The organism is Delftia sp. SD018 (assembly GCF_017355445.1).
GTDB lineage: Bacteria > Pseudomonadota > Gammaproteobacteria > Burkholderiales > Burkholderiaceae_C > Comamonas > Comamonas acidovorans.
Genome location: NZ_JADDRN010000030.1, coordinates 59,385 through 71,009 on the forward strand (window position 1 = coordinate 59,385; position 11,625 = coordinate 71,009).

The window sequence follows — 11,625 nt, forward strand, 5'->3', positions numbered from 1 at the left end:
CGAGGGCAGGGCATGACCGCGCAGCACCTGAGCCGTGGCGACTGGGCGCGTGCGCTGCTGGTCATCCTGATCTGGGGCACCAACTTCGTGGCCATGAAGTTCGGCCTGCTGACGCTGTCGCCCATGCTGCTGAGCGCGCTGCGCTTCGTGGTGGCGTCGCTGCCCTTTTTGCTGTTCGTGCGCCCGCCCAAGTCGGTGGGCTGGCGCTATCTGGCCGCCTATGGTCTGGTGCAGGGCGTGGGCCAGTTCGGCATGCTGTTCCTGGGCCTGAAGCTGGGCATGCCGGCCGGCATGGCCTCGGTGGTGCTGCAGACGCAGGCCTTCGTCACACTGCTGCTGGCCGCCTTCCTGCTGGGCGAGCCCGCGCGCCTGTGGCATTGGCTGGGCCTGGTGGTATCGCTGGGCGGGCTGGTTGCCATTGGCAGCGCCCATGGCGAGGGCGACAACGCCATGACGCTGGCCGGCTTTTTGCTGACCGTGGGCGCAGCCTGCATGTGGGCCGTGTCCAACATGATCACGCGCTATGCGGCGCGCAGCGGCCCCTACGAGCCCTTCCCCTTCATCGTCTGGAGCAGCATCTTTCCCATTGCGCCGCTGATGGCCCTGGCCGTCTGGACCGATGGCGCGAATACGGTCGTGCAGCAACTGGCGGGGATCGACCTGACCGCCGTGGCCTCCATCCTGTACCTGGCGCTGCTGGCCACGCTGCTGGGCTACGGCCTGTGGACGCGCCTGCTGCAGCGCTATGCGGCCGGCACGGTGGCGCCGCTGTCTCTGATGGTGCCCGTGGTGGGCCTGGTCTCGGCCATGCTGCTGCTGGGCGAACGGCCTACCTTCATGCAGTGGATGGGCACGCTGGCCGTGCTGGCGGGCATGGTGATCAACCAGTTCGGCGGGCGCTGGCTGGCGGGGCGGGCGCGATAGGGGAAAAGGCGCCAGGGAGATGGCCGGGGCCGGTGGCAGGAGGCCGGCTTTGCATTTCTTTAAATGACTCGGGTAATAAAAATCATTATCATTCCCGCTCTTTGAAAGGCAGCGTGCTTCAGGCGCGCGGCCAACGCCCGGCGCCGCACAGACCTTGAACTGTTGTGGCGCCTTTGTCCGTCCGGGCCTGCGCTGCGGCCGCGGCGTCCGGAACGGGCAACGATCCGCAAGAAAGGTCATCCCCATGCAAGCCTCGACCCCGGGAGGGTCCTCTCCATCCTTGCTGCGCTACCGCGTGGCCGTGGCCTCGCGCGCCTTGGCGGCGATCGGCGGCGGCTATCTGCTGTCGGCCGCCTGCGCCGCCACGGGCGCGCGCGCCATGGTCTGGCTGGGCGTGGAACGGGTCGATGCGGCGCTGGGCTCGACCCTGCTGGCCTTCATCATCTACGCCGTGGCGGCCATGTGGGCCTTCGGCTGCGCCAGCGCCTGGCGCGCCTGGGCCGTGATCGGCCTGCCGGGCGCGGGCCTGGGACTTCTGGCCTGGATGCTGTCGAACGGAGCCGCCGCATGAGGGCAGACGGCAAACCCGAGGGACTGCGCCAGTCCATGTCCTGGCTGCACACCTGGAGCGGCCTGCTGCTGGGCTGGCTGCTCTACGCGGTGTTCTTCACGGGCACCCTGAGCTATTTCCGCGACGAGATCAACGACTGGATGCGGCCGGAGCTGCACGGCTCGGTGCAGGACGCCGACACCGCGCAGCGCGCACTGGAGGCCATGCAGCGCATCGCGCCGGAGGCCACGACCTGGACGCTGGGCCTGCCCGGCCCGCGCCAGGTGGCGGTGGCCGCATCCTGGCGCGAGCCCGGCGCCGCCACGGGCCGCGCAGGCACCAAGCGCGCCGAGATCGACGCCGCCACGGGCGAGAAGCTGGAGCCGCGCGAGACACGCGCCGGCAACTTCTTCTACCGCTTCCACTTCGAGCTGCACGCCATGCCGCGCATCTGGGGCCGCTGGATCGTGGGCTTCGCCACCATGCTGATGTTCGTGGCCATCATCACGGGCGTGATCACGCACAAGAAGATCTTCACGGACTTCTTCACCTTCCGCCCGCGCAAGGGCCAGCGCTCCTGGCTGGATGCGCACAACGCCACGGCCGTGCTGGCATTGCCGTTTCACATCGTCATCACCTTCAGCGGCCTGGTGCTGCTGATGTTCATGCTCATGCCCTGGGGCATACAGGCGGCCTACAACGGCGACACCAATGCCTACTTCGCCGATGTGCGCGGTGCACGCGGGCAGGCGGCCAACCAGGGCCCGGGCGCGCGCGGGGGCAAACAGGAGCGCCAGGCCGCCGCGCTGGCCGATATCGCGCCCATGATGGCCGAGGGCGCACGCCGCTGGCCTGAGCACGGCGTGGGCAGCATCACCGTCAACGCGCCCGGCACCTCGCGCGCGGTGGTCGAACTGCGCGAAGGCGGCGGCATGAGCCTCATCAACCGCGGCCAGTCCGAGACCCTGCGCTTCGACGGCGTGACCGGCCAGTTGCAGGCCAGCCCCGAGGCGCCCGCCATCTCCTGGGTGCGCGCCACCAGCAACGTGATCACCGGCGTGCACCTGGGCCGCTTTGCTGAGCCCGTCACGCGCTGGCTGCTGCTGCTCAGCGGCGTGGTCGGCACCTTCATGGCCGCGTCGGGCATGGTGCTGTGGGTGGTCAAGCGCATGCCCGAGCGCCGCAAGCTGGGCCGCACGCCCTTCGGCCACCGTCTGGTGGAGGTGCTCAACGTGGGCTCCATCGCGGGCCTGTCGGTGGCCGTGGCCGGCTTCTTCTGGCTCAACCGCCTGCTGCCCGTGCCCATGCAGGCGCGCAGTGATTGGGAGATCAACGGCTTCTTCATCATCTGGCTGCTGTGCCTGCTGCATCCGCTGCTGGTCTCGCACCGCAATGCCTGGCTGCAGCAGATGGCGCTGGCCGCCGTGCTGTACGCGCTGCTGCCCCTGCTCAACCTGCTGACGGGCGGCGCATCGCTGGTGCAGACCCTGGCCAACGGGCAGTGGAGCATCGCCAGCTTCGAGCTGCTGATGCTGGGCCTGGCCGCCATCCACGGCGTGGTGGCCTGGTGGCTGCTGCGCGGCAAGCCGGCAGCGGCTGCAGTGCCCCGCACGCAAGCCCGCGCCGCCAGCCATGCCCCCGCGCTGGAGCGCGCGTCATGATGATTCTTGCCGCCTTTTTTCTGGCCTTTGCAGGCTTTGCCGTCATCGCCGCTTCCATGGACCGGCACCAAGACCAACTGGGCACCGAAGGCCTGACGCCCGCGCGCCTGAAGGCCTGGCGGCTGGCCGGCTACGCGCTGCTGGCCCTATCGCTGGCGCCTTGCCTGCTGCGCTGGAATGCCTCGGTGGCCGTGGCCGCCTGGCTGGGCCTGCTCACCTTTGCGGCCCTGGCCCTGGGCCTGCTGCTGACCTATGCGCCGCAGTTCGCGCGGCGTGTGGCCGCCGCTGCAGCGGCGGCGGGGCTGCTGGCCTGGCTGGTGGCTGGCTGATTCAATAGGCGGCAGCTGCCTGCTGTGCAGGCGTGGCCACTGGCGAATCATCGAACTGCCCCCGCAGCCTGCGCGCCGCATTCGCAAACAGCAGCACATCCACGCCCACGGCCACGAAGCTGCAGCCCAGGTCCAGGTAGCGGCGGGCCAGGGCGGGGTCCGAGGTCAGGGTGCCGGCCGCCTTGCCGCTGGCGATGATGGTCTTCATGGCGGCTTCGATGGCGGCCTGCACCTCGGGGTGGCCGGGGTTGCCGCGGTGGCCCATGGAGGCGGCCAGGTCGGCGGGGCCGATGAAGACGCCGTGCACGCCGTCCACCGCGCAAATGGCTTCAAGGTTGTGCAGGGCGGCCACGGTCTCGGCCTGTACCAGCAGGCAGACCTCGTCGTCGGCCACCTGCAGGTAGTCGGCGCGTGCGCTCCACTGCGATGCGCGGCCCACGGCGCTGCCCACGCCGCGCACGCCCAGCGGCGGGTAGCGCGTGGCGGCCACCACGGCGCGCGCCTGTTCGGCCGTGTCCACCATGGGCACGAGCAAGGTGGTGGCGCCTATGTCCAGCATCTGCTTGATCAGGGCCGTGCTGCCTTCGACCACGCGCACCACGGCCTGGGCCGGGTGCGGGGCCACGGCCTGCAGCGCGGACAGGGTGCTGCGCACGTCGTTGGGGGCGTGCTCGCCGTCGATCAGCAGCCAGTCATAGCCGCAGGTGGCGGCCGCCTCGGCCAGGTAGGGGTCGGCCATGGACAGCCACAGGCCGATGCGGGGCTGGCCTGCGGCCAGGGCGGTCTTGAAGGGGTTGTGGGCTGGCATGGTGTCCGGTGATTTCGTGGAGGGAAAGATTCAGTCCAGCAGGCCCTGGCAGACGTACTTGGTGTGCAGGTAGTCGTCCAGGCCGTGGGTGGAGCCCTCGCGGCCGTAGCCCGATTCCTTGACGCCGCCGAAGGGCGCTGCCTCGGCGGCCAGTGCGCCTTCGTTGATGCCGACGATGCCGGTCTCCAATGCATCGGCCATGCGCCAGATGCGGCGTGCGTCGTTGCTGTAGAAGTAGGCGGCCAGGCCGAAGGGCGTGTCGTTGGCGGCGGCGATGACCTCGTCCTCGCTGTCGAAGACGGTGAGCGGCGCCACGGGGCCGAAGGTTTCCTCGCAGGCGCAGGCCATGGAGGCGTCGGCGCCCGTGAGCACGGTGGGCGCGTAGTAGTTGGCGCCCAGGGCATCCAGGCGCCTGCCGCCCGTGAGCACCCTGGCGCCGCGCGCCACGGCGTCCTGCACATGGCGCTCGATCTTTTCCACGGCGCGCGCATTGATCATGGGGCCGATCTGCGAGGCCGGGTCGCTGGCCGGGCCCACGTGCAGCGCGGCCACGCGCGCGGCCAGCTTCTGTGCAAACACCTCGTGCACGCTGCGGTGCACGAAGACGCGGTTGGGGCACACGCAGGTCTGGCCGCCATTGCGGAACTTGGCGGCCATGAAGCCGTCGACGGCGGCATCGATGTCGGCGTCCTCGAAGACGATGAAGGGCGCATTGCCGCCCAGTTCCAGCGAGAGCTTCTTGAGCGTGTCGGCGCTGCGCCGCGCCAGATGCTTGCCCACGGGCGTGGAGCCCGTGAAGGTGATCTTGCGCACGCGCGCATCGTCCAGCCAGACATCCACCACCTCGGGCGTCTTCTCGCGCGAGGCCGTGACGATGTTGAGCACACCGGCCGGCACCCCCGCCTCCTGGGCCAGCAGCACCAGGGCCAGCGAGGTCAGCGGCGTGTCTTCCGCGGGCTTGCAGACCACGGTGCAGCCGGCGGCCAGCGCGGGCGCGATCTTGCGGGCGATCATGGCGGCCGGAAAGTTCCAGGGCGTGATGGCAGCCACCACGCCCACGGGCTCGCGCAGCGCAAACATGCGCCGGCCCGGCGCGGGTGCGGGAATGATCTCGCCGTTCATGCGCGTGGCCTCTTCGGCAAACCATTCGATGTAGCTGGCCGCATAGGCGACCTCGCCCTTGCCTTCGGCCAGGGGCTTGCCCTGCTCGCGGCTGATGAGGCGGCCCAGGTCGTCCTGGTGGGCCAGCACCAGGTCGTTCCAGCGCTTGATGATGGCGGCGCGCTGTTTGGCGGGCGTCCTGCGCCAGGCGGGGAAGGCAGCATGCGCGGCGTCCAGCGCGGCGCGGGCCTCGGCGGCGCCGGAGTCGGGCACCTCGGTGATCAGTGCGCCCGTGGCGGGGTCGGTCACGGCCAGGCGTGGGGCGGGAGCGGCGGGCGTGGCCGTCGTGGTCGCCGTCGCGGTCGCGGTCGCGGTCGCGGTCGCGGTCGCGGTCGTCCATTGGCCGGCGATGAAGTTGGCGCTGCGCAGCAGCTCGGAGCGGGTCAGGGTCAGTGGCATGGGATCGGTGGATGCAGGTGTTGTAAGGGGCGCTCAGCTCACGATGCCCAGGTGCCAGGGCACGAACTCATGGTCGCCCAGGCCCAGGGCCTCGCTCTTGGTGGGCTCGCCGCTGGCGTGGCGCAGGATCTGCGCGAAGATGCGCTGCCCCATCTCGGGCACGCCGCATTCGCCGTCCACGATCAGGCCGCAGTTGATGTCCATGTCCTCTTCCAGACGGCGGTACATGGGCGTGTTGCTGGCCAGCTTGATGGTGGGTGCGGGCTTGCTGCCGAACATGGAGCCGCGCCCGGTGGTGAAGCAGATCAGGTGCGCGCCGCTGGCAATCTGGCCCGTGGAGGCCACGGGGTCGTAGCCCGGCGAGTCCATGAACACAAAGCCCGGCTCGGTGATGGGCTCGGCGTATTCGTAGACGGCGCGCAGCGGCGTGGTGCCGCCCTTCATGGCCGATCCCAGCGATTTCTCGAAGATGTTGGCCAGGCCCCCGGCCTGGTTGCCGTGGCCGACCACGCCGTTGAACTGCGCGTTCTGGCCGGCCGCGTAGCGCTCCCACCAGGCCAGGCGGTCCAGCAGCTTCTGCCCCACGGCAGGTGTTATGGCGCGGCGCGTGAGCATGAACTCCACGCCATGGATCTCGGGCGTTTCCGACAGGATGGCCGTGCCGCCGTGGCGCACCAGGATGTCCATGGCCGCGCCCAGGGCCGGGTTGGCCGTGATGCCCGAAAACCCGTCCGAGCCGCCGCACTCCAGCCCGATCTTCAGGTGGCTGGCACTGACCGCGCTGCGCCGCGCGGCGTCGGCCTCGGGCAGCATCTCTTCGATGGCGCGGATGCCCGCCTCGATGGTCACGCGCGTGCCGCCGACCTCTTGCATCACCAGGGTGCGCATGAGCCGGCCTTCGCTCAGGCCCTGAGACTCCACCAGGGCATCGACCTGGTTGCGCTCGCAGCCCAGGCCCACGATGAGCACGCCGGCCAGGTTCGGGTGGCGCGCATAGCCGGCCAGCGTGCGGCGCAGCACATCGAAATGCTCGCTGGGCGAAGACATGCCGCAGCCGCTGGTCTGGGCGAAGGCCACCACGCCGTCCACGTTGGGGAATGCCGCCATGCGCTCGGCCGTGAAATGCGCGGCAATGCGCTTGATCACCGTGGCCGAGCAGTTCACCGACGACAGGATGCCGATGAAATTGCGCGTGCCCACGCCGCCGCCAGCGCGCACAAAGCCCTGGAAGCTGGCGCGCTGCGCCTCGGGCACATAGTCCACGGGCCGCACATCGGCGCCGAAGGCCGGGTCGCGGTAGTAGTCCACGATGCGCAGGTTGTGGCTGTGCACATAGTCGCCAGCCTCCAGCTCGCGCATGGCCACGCCGATCACGGTGTCGTACTTCTTCACCTGCTCGCCCTCTGCGATGCGGCGCGCGGCGATCTTGTGGCCCGCAGGCACCTGGGCGCGGGCGCGCACGCCCAGTTCGGGAATCTCCTGGCCCAGCGACAGAGCGGTCTTGGCGACCAGCACGTTGTCGTTGGGATGCAGGTGCAGCAGGGGGCTATCGGTGCGGGACATGCGGGGCTTTCATCGGTGTGGGTTCGCGGGCTGTCAGCCCTTCATCAATTCGCGCAGCTTGAGCTTGTCGATCAAAACGGTCTCTTTTTGATAGACCGTGTTGACGTATTTCTCGTAGTCCGGGCCGTCCAGGTACAGCAGCGGTGCATCCAGCTTCTCGGCCACGGACTTGAACTCGGGGCTGGCCACGGCGGCGCGGAAGGCCTCGCGCAGCCTGGCCGCCACGGCCGGGTCCAGGCCACGCGGCGCGCCAATGCCGTTGGGCGCATCGACCACCACGTCGTAGCCGCATTCGCGCAGCGTGGGCACGTCCTTGAAGCGCGCCGTGCGCTGCTCGCCCCAGGTGGCCAGCAGGCGCAGCTTGCCGGCCTCCACATGGGGAGCCCAGGAGCTGGAGTCGGCCAGCGCATCCACATGGCCGCCCAGCACGCCCTGCAGTGCCTCGGCGCCGCCCTTGTAGGGCACATGGTTGAGCTGTATGCCGGCCACGCCCGCAAACTCCTCCATGCCTACATGCGTGGCACCGCCCACGCCTGCATGGGCATAGGTCACCTGGCCGGGCCTGGCCTTGGCGGCGGCCACGAAGTCCTTGAGCGTCTTGAACGGCGAATGGGCGGGCACGGCAATGCCGAAGGTCTGGCCCGAGGTGCGCGCGATGTAGGTGTAGTCCTTGCGCGGATCGGCCTGCAGGCTGCCCAGTTGCGAAAAGCGCGTGACCGAGATGGGAATCTGGCCGATGGTGTAGCCGTCCGCCCTGGCCGAGGCTAGCGCCTTGGCGCCGATCATTCCCGATGCGCCCGCGCGGTTCTCCACCGCGATCGGCTGGCCCAGCAGCTTGCCGGCCACGGTGCACAGCGCGCGCATGGATTGGTCGGCCGTGCCGCCCGCAGGCCAGGGGCAGATGAAGGTGATGGGGCGTTCGGGCCAGTTCTGGGCGAAAAGAGGTCCGGTGGCGGCCAGTGCGCTGGCGCCGAGCGTGGCGAGCACGAATTCGCGCCGGCTTGCATGGCGTGTGCGTGGGGTGTTCATCGCTTGTCTCCTGTATTGGCTTTTTGCAGCCCTGTGATCCGGGCCTTGGGCTGACTGGCGCGATTGTTCAGTGCCTGATCATGACAATCCAATGAAAAGATAGACTGGCTTCATAACCTCGAATCTATGAAGACCCATGAGCAAGATAGACCGCGTGCTGCGCTCCAACCTCAAGCTGCGCCACCTGCAGTTGCTGGTGGCGCTGGACCAGTTCCGCCACCTGGGCCGTGCCGCCGAGTTCCTGGCCGTGACCCAGCCCGCCGTCTCCAAGACCCTGGCCGAGATAAAGCGCATGCTGGACATGACGCTGTTCGAGCGCTCCACGCGCGGCACCGAGCCCACGGCGGCCGGCGTCAGCATGGTGCGCTTTGCGCGCTCGGTGCTGGCGGGCTTCGAACGCACGCGCGATGAAATGGCGGCCGAGGCCAGCGGCACGCGCGGGCGAACCAGCGTGGGCGCCATGGTGGTGGCCACGCCCGTGCTGCTGGCCCGGGCCGTCGAGCAGTTGAAGGCGCGATCGGCCCAGACCACGGTGATGGTCGAGGAGGGCGATCTCACTCGGCTGCTGCCCAAGCTGCGCATGGGCGAGCTGGACCTGTTCGTGGGCCGGCTCGAACCCGGCTACGCCTCGCCCGACCTGGAGACCGAAGCCCTGTACGACGAGCCCATGGTCGCCGTCGTGCGCCCCGGCCATGCGTTGCTGGCGCAGCCTGCGAGCTGGCAGGCGCTGGCCGACATGCCCTGCGTCATGCCCCCGCCCTGGGCATCGCTGCGCGTGAAGCTGGAGCAGCAGTTCTTCGCCCACGGCCTGCATCCGCCGGCCGATCTGGTGGAGTCCGCCTCATTCCTGTCGCAGATCAGCTTCCTGCACCAGCGCGGCGCCGTGGCCTTCATGGCGCGCGGCGTGGCCGAGCATTTCGCGCAGCAGGGGCTGGTCGCCGTGCTGGACCTGCCCGTGCCCATCGACCTGCCGGCCGTGGGTCTGATCACCCTGCGCGGCCAGCCGATGACGGCGACGACGCGGTTGCTGGTGGAGTGTTTGCGGGCGGTGGTGGGCAAGTCGTTGGCTACAGCACGCCACGGCGAGCAATTGCAACATGGCAGATAAGGAAACGCAGCAATGTCTGAAGGTAATCCATGGCCCAGCGGCGAATCAAAGCCGGTCATCCTGTTGTCTGATGGGCCTTCGGAGCTGTCCAGAAAGCACGGACTGCATTTTGTGAGAGATGTTGACGATCTGGATGTCTGCCATTATTGCTATGCCTTGGATAAGGATGTTGGTACCATCCTCTTTCATTTCTACGTGAATTCGCCAGCCAAAGGCACAGCGATCTATGTGGACAGAGGTGTTGAGACGGTTTTTGCCATCAACAAGCTGATGGCGAATTTTTCCATTCACCCATCTGAGGTGAAGTGGGTTCAGTCGGACATGTAGATGCGCCCATGAAGAACATGCTTGTAGTATCGAAAACCTGCGATGCGGGCAAAATTCAATCCAGTCCGCTTCCGCATGGCTGTTTCGTTGTGACGGGGAAGGGTAAGGACCCCGGATTCAATCTTGCAATAACGAGGTTGCTGGAGATCGGGTGTGAATTCTTTGCGACGTGGGGAGACTACTCCGACGCGGAAGAGATCATTGATGACTTGATTCTGGACGCCGGCGATATGGATGCTGTCACTATCTCCCTGAACGAGAGCTTGGAGGATGCCGTTGAATTCTTCGCTCATGGCGCATTTCCCGGGCTCAATTGCGTTAGATTTGTATTGTTGATTTGCCAAGATGCACCAGAGAGTCTGATGTTGAAAGCGATATCTCTGTTTGAAAAGGAGTTGAATCTGTAGGAGTGTCTTGGGTTTCTGTTGGCTGAAGATGATTTAAGAATCCATCTGGATGAGATTCAATTCATGATCTGGAATAATTTTCTTGTAGACGCCGTTCATGAGGCTGCAGCACTGATCGGTTATCTTGCGAGTTCCTTGGAACTTTCTCCTGGTGATGTTTGTGCAATAGATTCAGTCGAGCAGCTCGTGGAGCAAAAGGCAAAAATTGTTTTGTTGATTGAATATTCTCATGAATTCCAAGGGATGAAAATGGTCACTGTATATCTTGAAGAAGATGTTGTGGTGGAGAATTCAATCCTTGCTTTTATGGCAAGGAATTTCAAGATTGATATTTATTTGCCTGACGAAGATTCCGGATATTATCGTGATCTTGTTTTGCTGGATAAAACGGGTGGAATGAAGAAAGTCACCCTTCAGGGGAGTTGACTCAATGAGTACAATTATCCAGGATATTGCGGAACAGGTTCTGGTGAAATATGGTTCATTGCGTGAACCCAATTACTTTAAATTATCTGCTCCATCTTGTGATGCCAGTGCGCTGAAAGAATCGATTGAGCATATTGCTGAGGCACAAGACTATTCAGATGTGAACGATGATGTGTGCTATCGCCTTGACATCAATGGCAGTATTGGTTGTTATGAGATTTTTATTTCCTGGGTCGGAAATTATGTGGCCATCCTGGAAAATTCTGATAAATCAGACAGGCAGGTGATTTCAGGGGCAGGGTGCGATCATTTGTTGAATCAAATAATTGAAAAGATAGTATCGGCTGGATTTGTCATTCTGGAAAAGAGTGTTCTTTTGATGAATATGGATTTCACGCTGATAAATTCAGACGATGATTTTGCTCCCGTATACAAGGTACTATTTACCGACCACGATCTCAGGTTCTCTTGAGATATTTGATTACCCAATGTAGTGGGCTGAGATAGCCCTTCGCCCTCTCGATTCCAGGCAATGGCTTGCGGTGCCGCTTGACGCGTTCCGGAGCCCACGGCCTTGCGTTAGGTGACATGGGTGGTGCGCGATTGCAGGGCGGGCTGTCCGGGGTTGCGTTCCCATCGGCACAGCCCTCAGCTCTGCGCCACCGGCATGCCCACCACCAGCCCATTCAGCTGTGGCGATACCGTGATCTGGCAGGCCAGCCGCGAGTCGCCGCGCACGTCGAGGGCGAAGTCCAGCATCTCCCTTTCGCCGCCCTGGGCCGGGCCCACGCGGTCCAGCCACTCCGGTTGTATGTAGACATGGCAGGTGGCGCAGGCACAGGCACCGCCGCATTCGGCATCGATGCCCGGCACGCTGTTGGAGACAGCGGCGCGCATGAGGCTCTGGCCGTCGGTGGCCTGCACCACGTGCTC

The 11,625-nt window shown here is 65.8% G+C and carries 14 protein-coding genes; 9 read left to right on the forward strand and 5 right to left on the reverse strand.

Annotation, left to right across the window (positions count from 1 at the left end):
* Positions 1 to 12: 12 nt before the first annotated feature.
* From INR38_RS23980 to INR38_RS23995, 4 genes are all read left to right on the forward strand, one after another.
* Entirely contained in the window at positions 13 to 924 is a 912-nt protein-coding gene (locus tag INR38_RS23980; protein ID WP_207443676.1) for an EamA family transporter, read from the forward strand.
* 244 nt (positions 925 to 1,168) lie between these two features.
* A complete protein-coding gene (locus INR38_RS23985; RefSeq protein ID WP_207443675.1) occupies positions 1,169 to 1,495 on the forward strand; it encodes a DUF3649 domain-containing protein in 327 nt (108 codons plus the stop codon).
* Entirely contained in the window at positions 1,492 to 3,135 is a 1,644-nt protein-coding gene (locus INR38_RS23990) for a PepSY-associated TM helix domain-containing protein (RefSeq protein WP_207443674.1), read from the forward strand. Before INR38_RS23985 ends, INR38_RS23990 begins: the two co-directional genes overlap by 4 nt.
* Positions 3,132 to 3,464, forward strand: coding sequence for a DUF3325 domain-containing protein (locus INR38_RS23995; protein ID WP_207443673.1), 333 nt, complete (start codon positions 3,132 to 3,134; stop codon positions 3,462 to 3,464). Before INR38_RS23990 ends, INR38_RS23995 begins: the two co-directional genes overlap by 4 nt.
* A gap of 1 nt (position 3,465) precedes the next feature.
* Here INR38_RS23995 and hpaI read toward each other — a convergent pair whose 3' ends face one another.
* The 4 genes from hpaI to INR38_RS24015 are packed head-to-tail and all read right to left on the reverse strand — an operon-like array spanning position 3,466 to position 8,424.
* Complete coding sequence (hpaI, locus tag INR38_RS24000) at positions 3,466 to 4,272, reverse strand: 4-hydroxy-2-oxoheptanedioate aldolase (protein ID WP_207443672.1); 807 nt, start codon at positions 4,270 to 4,272, stop codon at positions 3,466 to 3,468.
* A 30-nt stretch (positions 4,273 to 4,302) separates the two neighbouring features.
* On the reverse strand, positions 4,303 to 5,832 hold the full coding sequence (locus INR38_RS24005) for an NAD-dependent succinate-semialdehyde dehydrogenase (protein ID WP_207443671.1): 1,530 nt from the start codon (positions 5,830 to 5,832) through the stop codon (positions 4,303 to 4,305).
* A gap of 33 nt (positions 5,833 to 5,865) precedes the next feature.
* The gene (locus INR38_RS24010) at positions 5,866 to 7,395 is read right to left on the reverse strand and encodes an altronate dehydratase family protein (RefSeq protein ID WP_207443670.1); all 1,530 of its coding nucleotides are present in this window, start codon (positions 7,393 to 7,395) and stop codon (positions 5,866 to 5,868) included.
* A 33-nt stretch (positions 7,396 to 7,428) separates the two neighbouring features.
* A complete protein-coding gene (locus INR38_RS24015) occupies positions 7,429 to 8,424 on the reverse strand; it encodes a tripartite tricarboxylate transporter substrate binding protein (RefSeq protein ID WP_016453812.1) in 996 nt (331 codons plus the stop codon).
* Between the two features lie 136 nt (positions 8,425 to 8,560).
* Here INR38_RS24015 and INR38_RS24020 point away from each other — a divergent pair, with 136 nt between their 5' ends.
* The 5 genes from INR38_RS24020 to INR38_RS24040 are packed head-to-tail and all read left to right on the forward strand — an operon-like array spanning position 8,561 to position 11,164.
* The gene (locus tag INR38_RS24020) at positions 8,561 to 9,532 is read left to right on the forward strand and encodes a LysR substrate-binding domain-containing protein (RefSeq protein WP_207443669.1); all 972 of its coding nucleotides are present in this window, start codon (positions 8,561 to 8,563) and stop codon (positions 9,530 to 9,532) included.
* A 12-nt stretch (positions 9,533 to 9,544) separates the two neighbouring features.
* Complete coding sequence (locus INR38_RS24025; RefSeq protein WP_156517020.1) at positions 9,545 to 9,859, forward strand: hypothetical protein; 315 nt, start codon at positions 9,545 to 9,547, stop codon at positions 9,857 to 9,859.
* Between the two features lie 8 nt (positions 9,860 to 9,867).
* Entirely contained in the window at positions 9,868 to 10,266 is a 399-nt protein-coding gene (locus tag INR38_RS24030; protein ID WP_207443668.1) for a hypothetical protein, read from the forward strand.
* Between the two features lie 18 nt (positions 10,267 to 10,284).
* Positions 10,285 to 10,692 (forward strand): hypothetical protein, encoded by a 408-nt coding sequence (locus INR38_RS24035; protein ID WP_207443667.1) that lies wholly within the window; start codon positions 10,285 to 10,287, stop codon positions 10,690 to 10,692.
* A 4-nt stretch (positions 10,693 to 10,696) separates the two neighbouring features.
* Complete coding sequence (locus tag INR38_RS24040; protein WP_207443666.1) at positions 10,697 to 11,164, forward strand: hypothetical protein; 468 nt, start codon at positions 10,697 to 10,699, stop codon at positions 11,162 to 11,164.
* Positions 11,165 to 11,340: 176 nt separating this feature from the next.
* Here INR38_RS24040 and INR38_RS24045 read toward each other — a convergent pair.
* Positions 11,341 to 11,625, reverse strand: a 285-nt coding sequence (locus tag INR38_RS24045; RefSeq protein ID WP_242699176.1) for a 2Fe-2S iron-sulfur cluster-binding protein, incomplete at its 5' end; no start/stop codon positions are given.

Bases quoted from the DNA above. Each gene is read 5' to 3' on its own strand.
- INR38_RS23980 (WP_207443676.1), top strand. From the start codon at position 13: ATGACCGCGCAGCACCTGAGCCGTGGCGACTGGGCGCGTGCGCTGCTG.
- INR38_RS23985 (WP_207443675.1), top strand. From the start codon at position 1,169: ATGCAAGCCTCGACCCCGGGAGGGTCCTCTCCATCCTTGCTGCGCTAC.
- INR38_RS23990 (WP_207443674.1), top strand. From the start codon at position 1,492: ATGAGGGCAGACGGCAAACCCGAGGGACTGCGCCAGTCCATGTCCTGG.
- INR38_RS23995 (WP_207443673.1), top strand. From the start codon at position 3,132: ATGATGATTCTTGCCGCCTTTTTTCTGGCCTTTGCAGGCTTTGCCGTC.
- hpaI (WP_207443672.1), bottom strand. From the start codon at position 4,272: ATGCCAGCCCACAACCCCTTCAAGACCGCCCTGGCCGCAGGCCAGCCC.
- INR38_RS24005 (WP_207443671.1), bottom strand. From the start codon at position 5,832: ATGCCACTGACCCTGACCCGCTCCGAGCTGCTGCGCAGCGCCAACTTC.
- INR38_RS24010 (WP_207443670.1), bottom strand. From the start codon at position 7,395: ATGTCCCGCACCGATAGCCCCCTGCTGCACCTGCATCCCAACGACAAC.
- INR38_RS24015 (WP_016453812.1), bottom strand. From the start codon at position 8,424: ATGAACACCCCACGCACACGCCATGCAAGCCGGCGCGAATTCGTGCTC.
- INR38_RS24020 (WP_207443669.1), top strand. From the start codon at position 8,561: ATGAGCAAGATAGACCGCGTGCTGCGCTCCAACCTCAAGCTGCGCCAC.
- INR38_RS24025 (WP_156517020.1), top strand. From the start codon at position 9,545: ATGTCTGAAGGTAATCCATGGCCCAGCGGCGAATCAAAGCCGGTCATC.
- INR38_RS24030 (WP_207443668.1), top strand. From the start codon at position 9,868: ATGAAGAACATGCTTGTAGTATCGAAAACCTGCGATGCGGGCAAAATT.
- INR38_RS24040 (WP_207443666.1), top strand. From the start codon at position 10,697: ATGAGTACAATTATCCAGGATATTGCGGAACAGGTTCTGGTGAAATAT.